The sequence below is a fragment of the Candidatus Binatota bacterium genome, from assembly GCA_012960245.1.
Taxonomy (GTDB): domain Bacteria; phylum Desulfobacterota; class Binatia; order UBA1149; family UBA1149; genus UBA1149.
Genome location: DUBO01000051.1, coordinates 15232 through 34433 on the forward strand (window position 1 = coordinate 15232; position 19202 = coordinate 34433).

15 protein-coding genes are annotated in these 19202 nt (G+C 63.7%); 7 read left to right on the forward strand and 8 right to left on the reverse strand.

Annotated features, from left to right (window positions below):
• Positions 1-140: 140 nt before the first annotated feature.
• Positions 141-740 carry a TetR/AcrR family transcriptional regulator gene (locus tag EYQ35_09740; protein ID HIF64418.1) on the reverse strand — a complete coding sequence of 200 codons (600 nt, stop codon included), beginning with the start codon at positions 738-740 and terminating at the stop codon, positions 141-143.
• Between the two features lie 156 nt (positions 741-896).
• On the opposite strand from EYQ35_09740, the gene EYQ35_09745 reads away from it, so the two are divergent.
• From EYQ35_09745 to EYQ35_09760, 4 genes are all read left to right on the forward strand, one after another.
• On the forward strand, positions 897-2219 hold the full coding sequence (locus EYQ35_09745; protein ID HIF64419.1) for an amidohydrolase: 1323 nt from the start codon (positions 897-899) through the stop codon (positions 2217-2219).
• 3 nt (positions 2220-2222) lie between these two features.
• Positions 2223-3611 carry an LLM class flavin-dependent oxidoreductase gene (locus tag EYQ35_09750; protein ID HIF64420.1) on the forward strand — a complete coding sequence of 463 codons (1389 nt, stop codon included), beginning with the start codon at positions 2223-2225 and terminating at the stop codon, positions 3609-3611.
• A gap of 39 nt (positions 3612-3650) precedes the next feature.
• Positions 3651-4178, forward strand: coding sequence for a pyridoxamine 5'-phosphate oxidase family protein (locus EYQ35_09755; GenBank protein HIF64421.1), 528 nt, complete (start codon positions 3651-3653; stop codon positions 4176-4178).
• A 134-nt stretch (positions 4179-4312) separates the two neighbouring features.
• Positions 4313-5437 carry an amidohydrolase gene (locus EYQ35_09760; protein ID HIF64422.1) on the forward strand — a complete coding sequence of 375 codons (1125 nt, stop codon included), beginning with the start codon at positions 4313-4315 and terminating at the stop codon, positions 5435-5437.
• Between the two features lie 4 nt (positions 5438-5441).
• Here EYQ35_09760 and EYQ35_09765 read toward each other — a convergent pair whose 3' ends face one another.
• From EYQ35_09765 to EYQ35_09775, 3 genes are all read right to left on the reverse strand, one after another.
• Positions 5442-6062, reverse strand: coding sequence for a glutathione S-transferase family protein (locus EYQ35_09765; protein ID HIF64423.1), 621 nt, complete (start codon positions 6060-6062; stop codon positions 5442-5444).
• A 32-nt stretch (positions 6063-6094) separates the two neighbouring features.
• Positions 6095-6736, reverse strand: coding sequence for a hypothetical protein (locus EYQ35_09770; GenBank protein HIF64424.1), 642 nt, complete (start codon positions 6734-6736; stop codon positions 6095-6097).
• A gap of 150 nt (positions 6737-6886) precedes the next feature.
• A complete protein-coding gene (locus EYQ35_09775; protein ID HIF64425.1) occupies positions 6887-8602 on the reverse strand; it encodes an amidohydrolase in 1716 nt (571 codons plus the stop codon).
• A 128-nt stretch (positions 8603-8730) separates the two neighbouring features.
• Here EYQ35_09775 and EYQ35_09780 point away from each other — a divergent pair, with 128 nt between their 5' ends.
• Entirely contained in the window at positions 8731-9966 is a 1236-nt protein-coding gene (locus EYQ35_09780; GenBank protein HIF64426.1) for a CoA transferase, read from the forward strand.
• Positions 9967-9976: 10 nt separating this feature from the next.
• Here EYQ35_09780 and EYQ35_09785 read toward each other — a convergent pair whose 3' ends face one another.
• Genes EYQ35_09785 through EYQ35_09795 form a run of 3 tightly spaced genes read right to left on the reverse strand, consistent with a single transcriptional unit; the run spans position 9977 to position 15111 of the window.
• Complete coding sequence (locus EYQ35_09785) at positions 9977-11701, reverse strand: long-chain fatty acid--CoA ligase (GenBank protein ID HIF64427.1); 1725 nt, start codon at positions 11699-11701, stop codon at positions 9977-9979.
• A 6-nt stretch (positions 11702-11707) separates the two neighbouring features.
• Positions 11708-13960, reverse strand: a complete 2253-nt coding sequence (locus EYQ35_09790) for a DUF3604 domain-containing protein (protein ID HIF64428.1) — start codon at positions 13958-13960, stop codon at positions 11708-11710.
• Between the two features lie 29 nt (positions 13961-13989).
• Positions 13990-15111, reverse strand: coding sequence for a nitronate monooxygenase (locus EYQ35_09795; GenBank protein ID HIF64429.1), 1122 nt, complete (start codon positions 15109-15111; stop codon positions 13990-13992).
• A 64-nt stretch (positions 15112-15175) separates the two neighbouring features.
• Here EYQ35_09795 and EYQ35_09800 point away from each other — a divergent pair, with 64 nt between their 5' ends.
• Together EYQ35_09800 and EYQ35_09805 are read left to right on the forward strand one after the other, a co-directional pair.
• Positions 15176-16459, forward strand: a complete 1284-nt coding sequence (locus EYQ35_09800; protein HIF64430.1) for a sulfotransferase — start codon at positions 15176-15178, stop codon at positions 16457-16459.
• Positions 16456-17850 (forward strand): aminotransferase class III-fold pyridoxal phosphate-dependent enzyme, encoded by a 1395-nt coding sequence (locus tag EYQ35_09805; protein ID HIF64431.1) that lies wholly within the window; start codon positions 16456-16458, stop codon positions 17848-17850. Before EYQ35_09800 ends, EYQ35_09805 begins: the two co-directional genes overlap by 4 nt.
• A 9-nt stretch (positions 17851-17859) precedes the next feature.
• Here EYQ35_09805 and EYQ35_09810 read toward each other — a convergent pair whose 3' ends face one another.
• Complete coding sequence (locus EYQ35_09810; protein ID HIF64432.1) at positions 17860-19089, reverse strand: oxidoreductase; 1230 nt, start codon at positions 19087-19089, stop codon at positions 17860-17862.
• Positions 19090-19202 lie beyond the last annotated feature (113 nt).

Here is a 19202-nt window from a genome sequence, read left to right on the forward strand (position 1 = left end):
CAGATTATGCTTGTCGTCCACGGTGGTACAAGCGGCGCAAGGGAGGGGCTCTCAAGCCGGGGGCCATGACTCTTCGACTCGAGGGACGATGTCCGCCAGGGCGCTTTCGTTGCAGGGGCACCTGTAGATCGATCTTCGCACTAGGTCGACCAGGCCTTTACGCCCGCGCGCATGCCCGTGTTGGTAGCCTTGACGAAGAGCGCGTCGCGCTGCGGGTCGCCAAACTCGAGCCAGTTGAGGACTGCCTCGACCAGGTAGCCTACAACCGCGTGGGCGGCCCACTTCATCGCATCGGCAGGGACACGCTCACCCAGGTTGGTGTCAGCGGCCTTGACGGCCCACTCCCGCAGCTCGGCCGCGTAGGAAGAGAAAAGTGGCTCGCGGGCGGCGTGTCTCCACAGCAGGCGGAAACCGTCGGGGTCCTGCCGGGCGGCGGCGAGCACCGAGCGAGCCCCTATCCCGAATCCACCGGGCTCCGGTTCGGCCTGGAGCTCACCGGTGAGGCGGGTGCAGACGCGTTCCAGGACCGCGCGGTAGAGGTCTTCCTTTGAATCGAAATGTCGGTAGACGATCAGGGGAGTGATGCCCGATTCCGTGGCGATATCGGGCATCGTGGTCGCAGCGAAACCCGCCTTCGAAAAGGCGCGGGTGGCACCGTCCAGGATCGATTCGCGCCTTTGCTCGCGGGGCAGCCGCCGCGGACTCTCGTCGCTGGTCTCCTGGGAAGAAGTCCTTGACATATGTATATCATAGCGTATACATGGGGCTGTATACAAGCGCCATTGCCACTATAATGTGTGGGCCGGGAATTTTAGGGGCGTGAGACGGGGCTGCGTGCAGACGTTGCTGCTATAGGTAGTTGGCTGCGACAGGGGCTACTGAGGAGAGGAGTCACGATGGAACTTAACGACATGATCATGGTGAGCGTGGACGACCACGTCTGTGAACCCCCGGACATGTGGGAAAAGCACCTTCCTGCAAAGTGGAAAGACCAGGCCCCGCGGCTCGTCAACACTAACGGCGCCGATATCTGGTCCTACGACGGCAAGGTGATGCCCAACGTCGGCGTCAACGCGGTCGCCGGCCGGGTACCGGAGGAGTACGGCATGGAGCCCACCGCGCTCGACCAGATGCGGCCGGGCGCTTACAACGTGGACGCCCGTGTTGACGACATGAACGCCAGCGGAGTGCTCGGGTCTATCTGCTTTGCCTCGGCCCCGGGCTTTGTCGGGCAGCTGTGGAACATTACCAAGGACAAGGACCTCGCGCTGGCCGTAGTCAGGGCCTACAACGACTGGCACATAGATGAGTGGTGCGGCAAGCACCCGGGCCGCTTCATCCCGCTTTCGTTGCCCGTAATGTGGGACACCCAGCTGGGTGCCGACGAGATCCGCCGCTGCGCGAAGAAGGGGTGTTACGCGGTAAGCCTGCCCGACAACCCGATCGCGCTTGGCTACAAGAGTTTCCACGACTCCTCCTGGGAGCCGATCTGGCAGGTCTGCAACGAGGAAAACATCACGATCTGCCTGCACATTGGTTCTGGCACGCAGGTCAACCTGCAGGACATGAACGGCCCCGCCGAAATCCTGATCTCGAGCTTGCCGATCACGCTTCACAACGTTGCCACGGAACTGGTCTTCTCAGAGTTTATCCGGAAGTACGACAACCTGAAGTTCGCGTTGACCGAAGGTGGTACGGGCTGGGTTCCCTATTTCATGGAACGCGCGGATTACACCTACGAGCACCATCACAGGTGGACCAAGCTCGACCTGGGTAAGGGCCGCCTGCCCAGTGATATTTTCCGCGAGCACATCCTGGCTTGCTTCATCGATGATAAGGTCGGCATCCACAACCGCGATTTCATCGGCATAGATAACATGGCCTGGGAGGCCGACTACCCACATTCGGATACCACCTGGCCTCACACGGCCGAGAAGTTCTGGAAGTCGATCGAAGGCCAGGGCATGACGGACGAAGAAATCGATAAGCTCACCTACCAGAACGCGATGAAGTGGTTCAACTACGATCCCTTCAAGCATCTCCCAAGGGAGCAGTGCACCGTGGGTGCTTTAAGGGAAAAGGGCAAGCACGTGGATACAGCCCTGGTCTCGCACGGTCGTGGGCTGGCGCCGTCGGATTACGCAAAAGGTTACGCCACGATCGAAGATATCGTCAAGCAGATGGGCCAGGCCCTGACCACGGTGGCTATAAGGAAGTAGGCGATGAAGTTTGGACTTTTTATCAGCCATCCCTGTCCCAAGCCCTGGGATGAGAATTCGGACAAGCGCGTGATGGAACAAGCCCTGGAGCAGGTAGAGCTGGCCGACAGGATAGGCCTGGACTACGCGTGGCCGGTAGAGCATCACTTCCTGGAAGAATACAGCCACTCCGCCGCTCCGGAAATGTTCCTGGCAGCAGCGGCCATGCGTACGAAAAACATTCGACTGGCGCACGGCATCGTCCAGTGCTTACCCGAGATCAACCATCCGGCACGCATCGCCGAAAGGATCGCGACCCTGGATCTTCTCTCCAATGGCCGCGCTGAACTCGGCACCGGGGAGGGTTCCTCCGAGGCCGAACTTGGCGGCTTCATGATTGATGCCGGTAAGAAGCGCGAGATATGGGAGGAAACGCTCCGGGTTGCAGTGCGCTGCATGACTGAGGCGCCGTTTACAGGGATCAAGGGAGAGTTTGTCAACATGCCTCCCCGCAACGTCGTTCCCAAGCCGTTGCAGAAAGCTCATCCGCCGCTGTGGGTCGCCTGCTCCCGTCGAGAAACGATACACCTGGCCGCACAACACGGCATCGGCGCCCTGGGTTTTGCCTTTTTCGACCCCGAGGAGGCCAGGGAATGGGTCGATGATTATTACACGACGCTGGAGGAGGAGGGCGTACCGATTGGCGATGAAGTAAACGCCAACCTGGCCGCGGTAACTACTTTTTTCTGTCACGAGGACGAGCAGCAAGCCATCGACCGTGGGGCCGAGGGTGTGAACTTCATCGGCTACTCACTTGGCCACTACTACGTTTTTGGCAAGCACAAGCCCGCCGCTACCGACCTGTGGCAGGAGTATCGCCAGTTGCGGGCCGAAAAAGGGTACGATTCCGACGCGATAAAGATCGCACGGGATAATGAAGATACGCTCGGCGCCAAGGTCGTCGAAGAGGGGACCAGCGGCTTGCGCGGCGCGATGGGAACACCCGACCAGGTTCGCGATTATTTACTCCGCTATGAAGAAGCCGGCGTGGACCAGGTTATTTTTGCAACGACGGCGGGTAAGAATAAACACGAACACATAATGGAGAGCCTGGAGTTGTTCGCTGAAAAGATCCTACCCGAATTCAAGGAGCGCGAAAAGGAAGCCGCGGCCAGGAAGGCGGAACGCATGGGGCCGATTATTGACAAGGTCATGGCGCGTAAACCCGCGTCTGACCATCCGCCTCTTCCCCCCGATTACGAGATCGTGGCGACACCGCGCGCAATCGCCGAGGGCAAGGGCTCTTCGGATTTCAACAGCTGGCTGGATAAATACGCGGAAGACCTGGCGCTCGGTGAGGATGTCAGCAAGCGCCTCGCCAAGCCTACTATCGACGGTGGAGGTGGGGGCTGACCTTGGCCCGGGCGCTTCTGTCGTCCTGGAGATACTCGCGTGGCGACTAGCATGAGCCCCGAAGAGATCGAGGAGTTTCTCCTCGCACAGCGAACGATCATCGTGACAACGCTGCGTCGTGATGGATCGCCGGTTGCCCACCCGCTCTGGTTCGTCAAGCTGGGCGAGAGCGTGTACCTCGACACGAGGACCGGCAGCCCCAAGCACAGGAACATCCTCAACGATCCCCGTGTCTGCGCGGTGGTTGAATCCGGGGAGAGCTACTTTGAGCTGCGCGGCGTGCGAATCGAAGGGCGTTGTGAACCGGTGACGGACCCCTCGGAGATTGAGCGCGTGCAGGGCGCGCTCGAGGAGAAGGACCACCGGCTGGGCAGTGGCATGGCAGAGATGCCCGACTGGTTCTCGAATAGTCGCGAGCAGCGACGAAGCAGGGGCGACAGGGTGATACTGCGCATTCCGCTGGAGCGCGCATACAGCTGGGATTTTTCGAAGGCACGTAAGCATTACGAACAAGGCCCCCCGCCCGCCCGCGTGAAAGACGATGACGGGGGATCGACATCCGGCTGAGCGGGCTGGGCTAAGGTACGCGGCGGGTGTATGACCGGTGCGTGAACGCTAATCAGACTTCAGCCGAGCGACCCGACACCTACGCGTCGGTGCACCAGGGCGACCGCGTAATACACGACGCCGACGCCCATATCATGGAAGAAGCCGACTGGCTGCTGCCCCACGCCGAGGCCTCGCTGCGCGAGCGGCTCAAGCCGGTGTTCGTGGCCAGCGTAAAACCAGGCGAGGAGAACGAGATAGAGCGCTGGCGGCGGTTGCACGCCGACCCGGTTGAACGGGAGGCAGCCGAGGCCGAGATCATGCTACGCAAAAACTGGTCGGCGCTGGGATCTTTTATCGCTGCGGACAGGCCGCGCGCGCTTGACCTGATGGGCTTTCGCAGCCAGCTGCTGTTCAACACTTTTACCAACGACTACCTGCGCGAGGCCGAGCAGGGCGACGACCTGGACTTTGCCTACGGCATGGCGCGCGCACACAACCGCGCCATGCTCGAGTTCTGCTCGGTCGACCCGCGCCTGCTGGCGACGGCCTACGTGCCACTTGCCGACTTTGACCTGGCGCGCATCACCGCTGAACGGTCCATCAAGGACGGTGCCGCGGCATTGCTGGTGGCCTCGGCCTGTCCACGGCGGCACTCGCCCAGTCACACGGGGCTGTTTCCCGTCTGGGCGGCGGCCGAGGAAGCTGGTATACCGGTGGTCTTTCACGTGGGCGGGGGAGGGCGACTGCTGGACCCGCAGTACTTTGAAAACGGGCTGCCGCCGGTGCCCGACTTCCACGGCGGCGCTGAGAATTTCCGCTCGGTGGACTACGTGGCCATACCCGGGCCGCCCATGCAGACACTGGCCACGATGATATTTGACGGCGTGCTCGAGCGTTTTCCGCGCTTGAAGCTGGGCGTCATAGAACAGGGCGCGGTCTGGCTACCCGGCTGGATGCGTTCGATAGACACCGCCGCCGACGCTTTCCGCCGCAACGAGGAGCGGCTGCAGAAGCTTTCCATGAAACCGTCTGAGTACGTGCGGCGGCAGGTACGGGTCACTCCCTACCCGGCAGAACCGACGGGCTGGATTATAGAGCAGTCAGGGCCCGAGGTGTGCATGTTTTCGTCGGATTGGCCGCACGTGGAGGGTGGCCGCAACCCGCTTGGCCGCTTCGGGGCCGCGACCGAGGGGCTGGACGAGACCACGCTCGATGCCTTCTACCGCGGCAATTTTATCGACATGATGGGCAGCGGCTTGGCCGGCCTCGAGGGCTGAGGCTTCAGGAGTAACGGGCAACGGTTGCTGACGGTCGCGCCGCGGTTTCCTGTTGCCATCGACCGAGCGACTGCAGGGCGGTTCCAGGCGTAGCCTCCCAGAGACGGGCAAGCTCGACTCCGCAGTAGGCGACGATATCTGCAACCGAGAACTCGTCTCCCGCAACGAAACGCGTGGTTTTCAGCTGGGTGTCCAGTAGCTCGCAGGATCTCGCTATCGAGGCGCGGCATAGCTCGGCGTACGCCGGGACCTGTTCAAATTGCCCACGAAAGGCTGGATTGGAGTGATGGCCGAGATCGACCGCGGCAACGAAAAGCCCCAGTTCCACACGGCGCGACCACATGTGGACAATCGCCCGTTGCTCGGCGCCGAGTCCGAACAGGGCCGTCTGAGGAAAACTTTCGTCGAGGTATCGGCATATGGCCATCGATTCCGAGATACAGCTGCCGTTCGACAGCTCCAGGACAGGAACCTGGCCCAGCGGGTTCATTGCCAGGAAGTCGTCGCTGCGATGCTCGTCTTCGGCGACGTTTACCTCGACAATCGACAACTCGATTGTTTTTTCGGCCACGAACATCAGTACCCGGCGGGCGTTGGGGGCGAGTCTGTCAACGTAGAGTTTCAACGGCTTCCCTTCGTTTTGCGGGTTGCTATCCCTTAACGCCCCGCGGGCTGGACGTGCTTCGAATAGAGGCCAGGCAGGAAGCCGGCGAGATAGCTCATCTCCTCGTGGCAGTGCTTGAGCAGGGCCTCACCAGCCGAGTCGGGAAACAGGACCGTCCGGGTCGCCGCGTCTGGAGCCAACTCGGGAGGGTCCAGGTCTCCAAGCCAGAAACGACTTCGCATCTCGCAGCCGTAGTCGGTGTCGCGACAAAGATGAATGAGATGTCCTGCCCAGAAATCAGTATCCAGGGGCCCGACCCGTCCGCACACCGCCGCCGTTATGCCGGCTTCGGAGAACCTCGCGACGTCCAGGTACTCGGCCGGCTCGCGGAAGTTTATCTTGAGCTTCTGGAGGTCTCCGCCGATGTACTCGTGGACATGGTGGGTACCCCCGACGAACTTACCGCTGTCCCTCTCTCCTATCCACTCACACCAGACGTGGTCCCTGGGGTGCCACCACTTGTACTGCTCGGTGTTTTCGAGGAAGCCGAACCACCACTCGACCATCTGGCCCGAGCACCCGAACATAGTGGTCCAGCTGGCGACGTGTAGCTGCCCGTCGGGCAGGCGCGTGTACCCGGCCTCGAAGTCGAGATAGCCCGGGTCCAGGAGGCGATTGGCTTCAGCTAGTTCCATTTCTTCCTCCCGCCTTCCGGCCACTCATATAATGCTGTCCGCGGCCAGGTCCAGAACCGCGTCTTCCGCTTTTAACTCGAAGCGGACTGCTTCTGCAGGGATCACGTTGGGTAGGGCTACTTCGAGTATCATTGCAGCGTGCTCCTGTTTTTATTCTTCCCGGTAGACCATCCGGCCGCCGACAATCGTCATCTCAACTGTGATGTCGCGGATCAGCTCCGGGGCTACTTCGTCGGGGCCGGCTGAAAGCACGGCCAGGTCGGCCAGCTTGCCTGGTTCTATGGAGCCGCGTTCAGCCTCGGCGTGTATCTGCCAGGCGGCGTCGATGGTCATGGCGCGCAGGGCTTCGCGCGGGGTCACCCGCTGCTCAGGACCCAGCACCCGGCCGCCCGAGGTGACGCGCCTGACGGCTGTCTCCAGCAACAGCATTGGCGTCATCGGTACCACCGGTGAGTCGAGGTGTATCGTGTAGCGCAGCCCGAGGTCAGCTGCTTCGCGAAGCGGGCTTATGCGCTGGGCGCGCTCGGGCCCCATGAAGATTTCGTGGTGGCGGTCGCCCCAGTACCAGGTATGGGCGACGAAGAAGCTGGGCGTAACGCCGAGTTCTTTCATGCGTTTTAGCTGGTCGCTGCGGGCCATCTGCGCGTGTATCAGAATCAGCCGCGGATCGGGGTCGGGACGTTTTTCCTGGGCGGCTTGCATGGCGTCGAGAATGTCGTCTATCGACGCATCGCCGTTCCCATGGATGGCCAGTTGTCGGCCCGCGACGTGTATCGACGTCACGAGGTCGGCCAGCCGGTCAGCGGTTATGGTGGGGTAGCCGCGGTAACCCGGGTCGCCGTTGAAGGGGGTGTGGTAGGGCTGGCCGAGGTAGCCAGTGAAGCCCTGTATCGATCCGTCGGCTACGAGTTTTATGGCCCCGGCGTTGAACAGCGCGCTGTCGTTCTTGTCGAGCTCGAGCTCGCCGGCCATCCACAGCGCGGCGGCTTCCTCGTCGGGCCAGGCCTCCACGCGTAGCGGGATCACCCCCAGTTTGGATGAAGTGGCCATGCCCGCGAGCAGCGACGCAGGCGTCAGCCCGGACTGGGCGGTGGTGACTCCCTGTGACAGGTACTCCCGGGACGCGTCGCGCAGCATGCCAAGTCCCTCGAGCGGGGAAAACTGCATGACCCTTTTCATCATGGGTCGTGCGGCGGTTTCTTCGAGTACGCCGTCGGGAGTCCGCCCGTCCGATTCGCGGCGAATTACACCGCCCTCCGGGTCGGGGGTCTCGGCCGTGATACCCATGGCCTCGAGAGCCATGGTGTTGGCCACTGACAGGTGCCCCGACACGTGCACGACAGCGACCGGGTGACTGGCGCTCGCGCGGTCGAGATCGTGGCGGGTAAAGTGCCTGAGATCTTCCAGCAGGGTGTCGTCGTAGCGGAAGCCCAGCACCCATTCGCCGTCGGGAGTAGCAGCGGCGCGTTCGGCCAGGCGCTCGATGCCCTGCGCTATGTTGTCGAGGTCGCCTACCGGTGGGCTGGCGAGGTCGACGTTGGCGTTGTACATGGCAGTGCCGGGAAAGTGCCCGTGCGCGTCGATGAGTCCGGGCACCAGCGTGCGTCCTGCGAGGTCGTGGAAGACCGTCCCCGGGCCGGCCATTGACAGGATTTCGTCGTCGCTACCGACCGCCACGATACGGTCGCGTCGGAGCAACACGGCCTGGGCTATGTCGTCGTCGGCGTTCATGGTCAGCACGCGGCCGCCGGTGAACGCCTGGCTCACCGGCGGCCGCAGCGTAAGTCGCCATACGGCGAACACGATGGCGCCGGCTGCCAGCAGGCCGACGCTCAGTGCTAAAATGCGGACCAGGATGCGCTTCATCTGTTTACCCCCCCCAGGTTACCGTGACTGGCGCTTTTGCCATGTTATCGCCACTGTTGGAAGCCGGTTCGCGACGGGTTGCTGGAGGACACTGTTCGGAGAGGAGCCCGAGGGGATGATGAGTAACCATGAAAAATAACAGACCAGCGCCGCTTGCAGGCCTGCGCGTGATAGAGAGCTCCCTGTTGGGGCCGGCGGCCATTACGACGCACCTGGCCGATCTCGGCGCGGAGGTCATAAAGGTGGAGTCGCCCGCGGGCGATTACGTGCGCGAAATGACCTGGCCGATCATCAACGGAGTGTCGCTGCTGCACATGCACGTCAACCGCGGCAAGAAGAGCGTGGTGCTTGACCTTAAGGTGGCGGAGGGGGCCGAGTTGTACCGCGAACTGGTACGCGGCGCCGACGTCGTGGTGGAGGCCATGCGGCCGGGCTCGCTCGAACGGCGCGGGCTGGGCTACGAAGCCCTGCGCGAGATAAACCCGCGTATCGTTTTCTGCAACATATCGGGGTACGGGGCGACCGGCCCTTACAGCGGCCTGCCGGCCCACGGCATTGCCTTTGATACCTGGGCGGGCATCGTCAGTCCGGAGATCGACGACGATGGCTTCTGCTTTCTACCCGAGCACGCGAGCATGGGTATGCACGCCGGGCCCCTGCTGGGGGCGCTGGGGATCCTGGCGGGGGTGCTCCGCGCGCGTGAGTCGGGTGAAGGTTGCTTGATGGAGATAGGCCAATCCGACGCGGCGGCATACATGGACTGGTACCGCAGCGAGACCTGGATGGCCTACGATCGGCCCGAAGACGAGGTCACGGGCAACAAGGCCGACAACTACGAACGCCGCGAGCCGGGTACGGCCGGCATGAAAGAAGGCGTGCGCTACCAGGTTTACGAATCAGCCGACGGGCACGTTTTGTTGATGGCCAGCGAGCAGGCCTTCTGGAAAAATTTCTGCGAGTGCGTCGGGCGCGTGGAGCTGTTCGAGCGCTGGCCGGGGTCTAAGTTCGCCGACCATGCACGCGGCAACCGCGAGCTGCAGGCCGAGTTGCGAGACATTTTTCGTACGCGTACGAGCGCGCAGTGGATCGCCGCGGCCGACGAGCACAACTTTCCTGTTGCGCCCTGTAACACGCCGCGAACTCTGGCCGAGGATCCGCAGTTTCGCGACAGGTTTCCGCTCTACGGCCACGAGCAGCACGGTGCCGACATGTTGCCGTTCCCGGTCAAGCTGGCAGGTGAGATGCTACCGGCGCCCGCAATGGCGCCCACCGTCGGCGAGCAGACCGACGAGGTGTTGCGCGAGCTGCTGGGCTGTGACGATGAACGCCTGGCCGCGTTGCGGGCCACCGGCGCCCTCGGCTGAACAGGGGGGGTCAGGATTCGAGCTCGATCTTGAGCACCTTGCCGGCTGCGTTGCGGGGCAGGGGCTCGCTGCGCAGTTGCCAGAGGCTGGGCACCTTGAAGGTGGCCATGGTTTCAGCGCACCAGGCGGCCAGCTCTTCGCTGGTAGGCGTCTCGGTAGTGGCCGCGCTATCGCCCGCCGTCAACACCACGATCGCCTTGACCTCTTGTCCGAGCTCGGCGTGCTCAACGCCGATCACGGCGGCTTCTTCGACCGCCGGGTGGGCTTCGAGGCGCCGTTCAATTTCGACGGGGTAAATGTTCTCTGCGGCGCGCAGTATCAAGTCGCGAGCGCGGCTGTTGATGTACAGGCGACCGTCGAGCAGGTGGCCGATGTCGCCGGTCGCCAGCCAGCGACCCGGGTGGATGGCCTCGCGCGTGGCCTCGGGTTGTCCCCAGTACTCGAGCATTAGGTAGGGGCTGCGCACGAAGATCTCGCCGTCTTCGCCGTCGGGCAGAGCGTCGCCGCTGTCATTGCGTATTTCGACCTGCTGGGTCGGCATCACGCGGCCTACCGACAGCGGGTGGCGGGCGAGTTCGCGTCCGCCGGTCATGGTAACCGGCACCACGGTTTCGCTGCTGCCGTAGCCCAGCCCCACGCCCTGTTCGCCGTTGGGCACAAGGTCGCGCATGCGGGCCTGGGTTTCGGGCGTGGTGGGTGCTCCACCGCTGCCGAGGTTGCGCAGCGAGCTGAGGTCGTAGTCGTGCAGGCGGGGATGGCCGAGCACGCGCGGCGCCATGCTGCCGAGGCCAGCCCAGATCGTGATCCGTTCCTTCTCGATCAGCCGGAGCACGTCCTCGGGGTCAAAGGCGCCCAGCCGCCATACCGTCTTTGCGCCCGCGGCCATCATCATCAAGCCGCCCGTGTACAGGCCCGACATGTGAAACAGCGGAACGGTCATCAGCGCGCAGGTAGCCGGAGGATCGCTTTCGCCGGGTATCCCTTCTTCGGCGGCCAGCATGACGTTGCGAAAGCCGTGCAGCATTGAGTTGCTCAGAAAACCGCACACGCCGCGGTGGGTGTTTACGGCACCCTTGGAGCGACCGGTGGTACCGCTGGTGAAGAGGATTATGGCGGGGTCGTCTTCGGCTATGGGAGTTTCAGGCAGGCCGACGTCGGGCGCGTAGTTGACCAGTTGCTCGAAGTCGGTCTCGATCTTGATCGTAGCGATGCCGGGAGCAGCGGCCAGGGCGTCGCCCAGGCGGTCGAGTCGTTTTTCGTCGGCCACCAGGACTCGCGGCGTGGTGAGTTCCAGTGAGTGTCGTATTTCTTCGGATTTCCACCAGCCGTTGAGCGCCGACACGACCGCGCCCAGGCTCACCGTGGCCCAGAAGGTGACCAGCCACTCGGGATGATTCTCGGCGAGGATGGCCACTCGGTCGCCGGGCCTGATCTTGTACTCGTCCCTGAGCGCGGCAGCCGTCGAGCACACCATGCGGTAGTGCTCGGCGTAGCTGATACGGCGGTCGCCCGAGACAATGTATTCTGCGTCGCCGTGCAGGGCCGAGTCGGCCAGTACTTCCCTGAGCGAACGCTTGCGGCCGGCGAACACCTGCATGCGTTGGCCGAGGACTTCTTCCTCGACGACGTCGAAGCCACCGCCGGGGGCGATGAGTTGCGCGGTTATCTTGTCAAAAGCGTCCATCAGGGGTGTGCTCGGTCGAGAAGCCGTGCTTTTTCTGTAGTTGGAACGCATCCCCCTTCAGCGCAAGTAGATAGGCGATGACCAGGCCCGCGGCTCGGCCGTTGCCAGGCAATCCTCCTCGTTGGGCGTACGGAAATCCGCGCCCCAACAGGGGTCCACCTCCTCGCAGTTGCCGCCGTCGTCGTACTTGCAGCGCAGGGCGTCGGCGTTGACCGTGGGAGTGGCGCGCTCGATGGCGCGTACGTAGTACACGTGTTCGCGATCGCTGCGAGCCTGCTCGGGGTCGTCGAACTCCACCGTGCAGCCGTTGCCGTCCGCGGGGCAGGGCAGTATCTTCCACGGGTCTTCGATGAGCTCGGCCAGGGAGTCATCTTGTGCCTCCGCGAGATTGCCGGGACGGCGCGCACGCACGCGCACTACTTCTATGCGCTCGATGGGGCGCCTTCGGTCAGTGGGGTTGTAGCACTCACCCCGGCACAGGCGCTCGAGCCTTGCGGGAGACAGGCCCTGCTCGGAGTGCTCGGGGCAGCCCTGCTCCTGCTCCAGCGAGCCAGCGGCTCGCACCCTGAAACGCGGTGTTCCGGTCATGTCGGCCTCGCCGCCCATGGCGAGTTCGCCGTCGGGGCCGTTCAGGAGGTCAAACCACAGCAGTATGCGCGGCCCGCTGGTGCCGTAGACCTCGCGTCGTTTCATGGCCTGCCAGATCGAATCGCGGTCGCGGCCGCCGGAGTGCACGGCCACCAAGCCTCCGGTGACAAAAAATGAAGCTACTCGCTCGGCTTCCAGGGCGAGCATGGGGTTGGCCATGACCGCGTCGGTGGCAACGAAGGGCTGGGATTCCCCATTGTCGGCAGCTTTTTCTCCGCGCAGAACGTTGTAAGTGAAGCGGCTGTGTACGCCGCGGGCCTCGGTCATCTGGTAGCGTGCGTACTCCTTGTAGCCGGTACCGGGGCGCGCAGAGTGGTTGTCGCTCGAAGCCATGAAGCCAAAGCGAAAGCGGCGCGCGTCGCCGTCCGCCTCGTTGCCGGTCAGTGCCAGCGTGTACTGAGCAGAGTTGCGCGGCCGGTAGTTGAAGGACGGGAGAAAACAGTCGCGGCATTGGCCGCAGTCGAGCCAGGCTTCGGGCTCGGCCCAGGGTAACGTCAGGTGACCCTGCTGGCCGGCCTCGAGATGGTTGGTCTGGGCTTCGGTAACCAGCTGCTCACAACTCGCCGAGTCGGGATTTTCACAGCGTTCGCGCACAAGCTGGCCAGCCCGCCGGCAGCAGGGAAGGTAGTTTTCTGTCGCCTCGGGGCAAACAGCACCGTTGTCGCCAGCAACACCGTCCTCGCGCCAGTCTCGGTACTCTTCGGAGTTGCCATGTCCGGAAAACACCTCCAGCAGGATCTGCCTCTCGGGGTCGTGCTGCGCGCCCTTCAACTGCTTGTCGAACGATGAGCCCGGCGGTGTGTACACTCCCCAGGCCGTGCCGTGCGGAATGACTATGGATTCGTGTCCCCACTGGGCGAGTTTTTCGAACAGCTCGGCGGGGTCCAGGGCGGTTTCGATGCAGTCGTTGGGGAGTTGGCGGGTGTCGATTCCTGCCTCGCAATCCGGCGTGTCCAGGAGCTCGTTCTGGTAGAAATCAAAGGAAAGAAACTGATCGAATTCATCCAGGTCGGCCAGGGGTAGCAGTAGCCGTTGCTTGAGCGGGCGCTTGTCGCCCAGCATTTTTATCAGCAGTGACCGCGCAGCTATCGGCCGCCTGGGTATGGAGTCCTCGTCGAGGTCGCGCAGGATGACATTCTTGTGTCCCCAGTGCTCCGACGGGGTCTGTCCCACCTGCGTCCACTCCCATCCCAGGTAGGCGACAACGTCGGGATTGTCGGGATCGCCGGCCAGGGCGTTGCACTGGCGAACCGAATCCACGGTCTCTTGCCAGTGTTGCGGGGTCAGGCCCTCGGCGTGATCGTTTATGCTCCAGAAGTCGAGGCCCGAGCAGTAGCGGGCAAAATCACAGGCATCGGCTGGCGGGTGCGCGCCTTCACCTTGCATGACGGGCAGGCTGAAAGTGAACGCGTCGGGCGAAAAGGTGGTGTGTACGTGCAGGTCGCCGAAGAGAATCTGCTTGTCGTTGCCGACCTCAAGAGCCTGTGCGGTTTCGCGTTGCCTGGCCTGTTCGGTCTCGACAACAGTTGTCGGCAAGGCGGCGCCTTCTATGTTGCCAGGACCCTGGTGTTTGCCGCAGCCTGGCAGCATGAGCAGGGCTGCTGCGCTGAGAGCAAGAAGAACCCGTAGCGGGGTGGCCTTGAGATGAAGGCGACTATGCATGTGTATCTTTCTCCTGCTAGTGAGTGGGTTCAGGCTTCGGGCATAAGTGACTGCAGGTGCTCGTAAGCGTCGATGTACTCTTCTACCAGTTGGTTGATCACCTGGCGCACCGGGCGCACATCGTTCATGCGCCCCACGATCTGTCCCACCGGGTTGAAGGCCACCCCCTGGGCCTTCGCCGCGTAGCGGTGTACGCGGTGCACGGCATCGGCCGTAACCATCCACTGCAGCGGCATGCCCAGCGGCGCGGGGGTCTCGGGGTCTTCCCAGGCCTTGGTCCAGTCGTTCTTGAGCATGCGGCAGGGCTTGCCGGTCCAGCTTCGCGACCTGACGGTGTCCCGGGTCTGGGCATCCAGCAGGCCCTGTACCTGCTCGGGCGGGCAGGCCGACTCCGCCACCGTGAGCCACAGTGAGCCCGACCACACACCCTGCGCTCCCATGGCCAGCGCGGCAGCCACCTGCCGACCGCTGCCGATTCCGCCAGCAGCCAATACCGGTAGCGGCGCGACGGCATCAATCACTTCGGGCCACAGCACCATGCTGCCCACGTCGCCGGTGTGTCCCCCGCCCTCGGTGCCCTGGGCGATGATGAAGTCGCAGCCTGCTTCCTTGTGCTTGAGGGCCTGGTAGGCGCTGCCGCACAGCGCTCCCACCAGCAGGCCGGCGTCCTGTATCTCCTTGATGACTTCGGCCGGGGGCGTGCCCAGCGCGTTGGCTATGAGTTTGACCTTCTTGTGCTTGAGCGCGGTTTCTACCTGCGGGCCGGCCGTCAGCTGCGTCCATCCGAGTAGCTCTTTAGCTTTTTCGCCTTCGGGCAGTGGCGGTACTCCGTGTTCGTCGAGTACGCGCGAGGCGAAGTCGCGGTGCTCCTGCGGCACCTGGGCGGCGAGCAAGGCCTGCAGCTTGTCGAGGTCGGTTTCTTCCATGCCCTCGTATTTGCCGGGGATGACGATGTCCACGCCGTAGGGGTTGTCACCCACGTGTTCGTCTATCCACTGAAGCTCGGCTTCGAGTTCTTCTACCGAAAATCCTACGGCACCCAGCACGCCCAGGCCGCCGGCGTTGCTGACTGCGGCCACCACGTCGCGGCAGTGTGTGAAGGCAAAAATGGGGAATTCGATTCCAAGGCGTTGGCATAGTTCAGTTTGCACGGGTTTCTCCTTTGCTTAGGGGTAGAACGTGTTCTACTTTGCCCGCGTAGGTAGGCAAAGCAAGGTGTCGAGTGGAGCAAAAAAAGTGAGATTAGTGGTGCGCGGCTACAACGCGCTCAGCCGCGCGCTCGAGCGTTTGGGCCGGGGGCGGGCGACTTTTGCTGAAAGCGAACAGGCGCTGCACGACGCTGCCCTGCGGGCGGCGGGCGGTAGCAGGGCCGGCAATGACACGGACAACGCAGGCGACTTCGGCGACCCCGGTTACCTCGAAGGCCTGCGCATACTGTTGGGGTCGCTCGACAAGGAGGCCGTGCCGACTCCCTTCGGTCGCATGATGCTGCGCAAGCAGATTGTCAGCGTGCTTCGCAACCGGCTGCTTGTCGAGCGGCAGCTCGCCGGGCAGCCGGCGATTGAGCAGCAGGCGGTTGAAAAACCCATCATCATCCTGGGCCTGCCGCGCACGGGTACCACCGCGCTGCACCAGCTCATGGGCAACGACCCTGGCATACAGGTGCTCGAGTACTGGCTGGCGGCCGCGCCGCAACCGCGTCCGCCGCGCGAGCAGTGGGCCCGCAACCGCAACTACAAGGAGGCGCTGTCCGACCTGCGAGGCATGTACTACCTCGACCCGTCGCTCAAGGCCGTCCACCTGATGACTGCCGACGGCGCCGAGGAGTGCCGCCACCTGTTGCAGCACTGCTTCGCCGACGACACCTTCGACTGCAACTCCAACGTACCCTCCTATTCCGCGTGGTACGACGGGGTCGACATGCATCCGGCCTACCTGCAGCACCGTCGTTGCTTGCAGCTCATAGCTTCCACCGCGCCCGGCCGTCGCTGGGTGCTCAAGTACCCGGTGCACATGGGCAACCTCGACCTTTTGTTCGAGCTCTACCCGGACGCCTGCGTGGTGCAGACCCACCGCGACCCGGCGCGCATAGTGCCGTCCGAGTGCAGCCTGGTGTCGGGCTGGCGCGCGCTTTACGAAACCGGTGTCGATCGCCACGAGATAGGCCGCAGGCGCATGGAGCTTTGGGCGGCGCGGCTGGAGCACACCATGGAGGTGAGAAAAGGCCGCGAGGACCGTTTCTTTGACCTCAACTTTCGCGAGGTACTGTCGGATCCGGTGGCCGCTGTGCGCCGGGTCTACAATTACTTTGGCCTCGAGCTGGCCGGCGAAGGCGAGAGCAGGCTGGGAAACTGGCGGCAGGAAAATCCCCACGGCAAGTACGGGCTGCACACTTACAACGCGGCTGACTATGGGCTCGACGACGTCATGATGCACGATAGGTACGCGGCTTACATGCAGGCTTTCGGCGTCGAACTCGAGGAGAGCCTGCCGCTGTGAGCCGCCGTGACCCAGGCGCCGGGGAATCACCACGGGCGGGCGACCTGCCTGCGCGTACGCGCTATCCCCGGACAGAGGGCAGCCGGCGGCTGCTCGAGCAGGCGGCGCGTCTTCTTCCCTCGGGCGTGCGCAGCAACACCGGTCTTGCGGATGATGCGTTGCTCGTGGCTTCGGCCCGCGGCGCAATAGTGACCGACAGCGACGGTAACGATTACGTTGATTACCTGCTGGGCTCGGGGCCCATGATACTGGGGCACGCCCACCCGGCCGTCGTTGAGGCCGTTAGTCGCCAGCTCGCCGACGGCTCGAGCTATCTCGCCCTCAACGAACGAGCGGTCGAGCTGGCCCAGGCAGTGGTCGATCGCGTGCCCTGTGCCGAGGCCGTGAGTTTTTACAGCTCGGGCAGCGAGTCGGTCAACTACGCACTCAGGCTCGCGCGCGCGGCCACCGGCAGGCAGAAGATTCTCAAGTTCGAGGGCGCGTTTCACGGCATGGGCGACGAATCCCTGCACTCGAACCAGTGGACGACGGGTCTCGGCGAAGGGCAGGCCGCCGCCGGGGGCACGGCAGCCCGACCGCTGGCCGTAGCCAACAGTGCCGGGTTGCCCGGGGCCGTGACCGAGTCCGTACTGGTGGCGCCCTACAATGACCTGGCATCTACCGCCGAGCTGCTGGCCGAGCAGGGCGCAGAGGTCGCGGCCATAATCGTTGAGCCCATGCAGCGCACGCTGGTCCCGGCCGAAGGTTTCCTGGCCGGGCTGCGGCAGTTGGCTGACAGCAGCGGCGCGCTGTTGATCTTTGACGAGATGGTGACTGCGTTTCGCCTGGCCCGGGGAGGCGCCCAGGAGGCGTACGGCGTCGTTCCCGATCTAGCAACGCTCGGCAAGACAGTGTCCGGCGGTCATCCGCTGGCGGTGCTCTGCGGCGCTGCCGAAATCATGGAGTACCTGCGGCCGGGCCGCGAGCCTGCCGCGGGTGGTGTTATGCAGACCAGTACCTTCTCGGGTAATCCCGTGTCCTGCGTGGCCGCGCTGGCAACCCTCGCCGAGTTGGATCGCCCCGGTGTCTACCAGCGCCTCGCAGCGTCGGGGCAGCGCTTACGCGCGGGCCTGGACGCGGCCTTTGCCGCCGCCGGCATAGAAGCTTGCAGCAGCGGCCACGACACGGCCTTCGAAGCCTGGTTTTTACCGCGCCCGCCGCGCAACCATCGCGACACCCTGGCGACCGACCGTGGCCGGCAGACCGAGTTCGCGCACCTGTTACTCGAGCGAGGCGTGCTCAAGGGCCACGAAAAGTTTTTCGTCTGCACGGCACACGACGATAGCCTGCTCGAGTTTACCGTGCAGGCTTTTCACGATGCCGCAGCCGCGCTTGCGGCTAGCCGAGATTGACGGCCGTCGTCAGGCCGGGAACTCGAACAAAACCTTCACCGCCTCGCTGCGGTCCTGTCGTCTGCAGGCCATGAACGCCTCGCGGTACTCGGCCAGGCCAAAACGGTGGGTGATCAAGGGGCTGAGGTCGAGGCGGCCCTCGCGCGTCCAGTCGATGTAATGCTCAAAGGCGTGCCGACGTGAGCCATTTACGGTTTCATGGCCGAAGCCACTGGAGCCGACGAGGGCAATCTCCTTGAAATAGAGCGGCGTCCACTCGAAGCGCGCGGACTTCTCCACGCCCGTGACCACTACCGCAGCGTGCGGGCGCGCCACTCTCAGTCCGACTTCCAGTGTCGAGGGCATTCCGACCGTGTCGTAGACCACGTCGACGCCGCCGGTCAGCATGGGTAGCCCCCGCCAGGGCCTGCGCAGGGGGCTCCTGGTCTCGTCGGCTACCCGTTCAATCAAGGAGAGCTCGGGCTTGTGGTCGATTACAACCTGGGCGCCCAGTTGGGCGGCGAGGCGGGCCTGCTGCGGAAAACGTGCTACGGCCAACACGCGGCAGTCCGGCCACAGAAGCCTCAGCGCTGCCACATGGCACAGCCCCAGCGTGCCGCAGCCGTACACCAGCACGCAACCGTCATCGGGGGGTGGTCGCAATAGCGTGGCGTGCAGCGATACCGAGAAAGGATCGGCGAGTACGGCCTGCTCGTCGCTGATATCGGGGGGTAATACGAAGCACTGCGAGCGGTGGGCCACCAGCGATTCGGCAAAGCCCCCGTGGGCATCGGCGCTGTTGCCGTGGTGAATGCCGGGCGCCAGCAAGCCGCGTTCAAAGTTTTCGCACTGCGCCAACTCACCAAGCGCGCACCAGCGGCAGGGCTCGAGCCCGCGAGGTTCACAGGACAACCACGGGTTGAGCAGCACGCGGTCGCCCGGCTCAATGCCGCCGACCTCGTTGCCGCAGTCACGCACCACGCCTACAACCTCGTGGCCCAGTACCTGGGGAAAGGATATGAGCGAGGTCATGGGGTTGTCGATCGAGCCGTTGAGAAACACCTGTTTGTAGTCGCTGCCGCACAGCCCGCACAGTCGTGTCTGAAGGCGCAGCCACTTGGCACCGGGCAGCTCGGGCTCGGCCAACTCGCGTAGTTGCAGTGGGGAGGTCGGCCCCACGCAGGCGGCCGGCCAGGCGCGCGAGAGCAGGGCGGTGGCGACCGTGCGCAAGACCTTGTTTTCGAATACCAGCGCTTTCATTACGGTTGTCGAATGGCTCAAGGGCGGCGGCCGCAGTATTCTACTTGTCGCCGCTGCTCAGGCCAGTCAACGGGATAGCTTGGTTTCTCAACCAGGATAACTCGACGGGCGGT

Coding starts and splice junctions, on each gene's coding strand:
- EYQ35_09740 (HIF64418.1), bottom strand. CDS start 740: ATGTCAAGGACTTCTTCCCAGGAGACCAGCGACGAGAGTCCGCGGCGG.
- EYQ35_09745 (HIF64419.1), top strand. CDS start 897: ATGGAACTTAACGACATGATCATGGTGAGCGTGGACGACCACGTCTGT.
- EYQ35_09750 (HIF64420.1), top strand. CDS start 2,223: ATGAAGTTTGGACTTTTTATCAGCCATCCCTGTCCCAAGCCCTGGGAT.
- EYQ35_09760 (HIF64422.1), top strand. CDS start 4,313: ATGGAAGAAGCCGACTGGCTGCTGCCCCACGCCGAGGCCTCGCTGCGC.
- EYQ35_09770 (HIF64424.1), bottom strand. CDS start 6,736: ATGGAACTAGCTGAAGCCAATCGCCTCCTGGACCCGGGCTATCTCGAC.
- EYQ35_09775 (HIF64425.1), bottom strand. CDS start 8,602: ATGAAGCGCATCCTGGTCCGCATTTTAGCACTGAGCGTCGGCCTGCTG.
- EYQ35_09780 (HIF64426.1), top strand. CDS start 8,731: ATGAAAAATAACAGACCAGCGCCGCTTGCAGGCCTGCGCGTGATAGAG.
- EYQ35_09785 (HIF64427.1), bottom strand. CDS start 11,701: ATGCGTTCCAACTACAGAAAAAGCACGGCTTCTCGACCGAGCACACCC.
- EYQ35_09790 (HIF64428.1), bottom strand. CDS start 13,960: ATGCATAGTCGCCTTCATCTCAAGGCCACCCCGCTACGGGTTCTTCTT.
- EYQ35_09810 (HIF64432.1), bottom strand. CDS start 19,089: ATGAAAGCGCTGGTATTCGAAAACAAGGTCTTGCGCACGGTCGCCACC.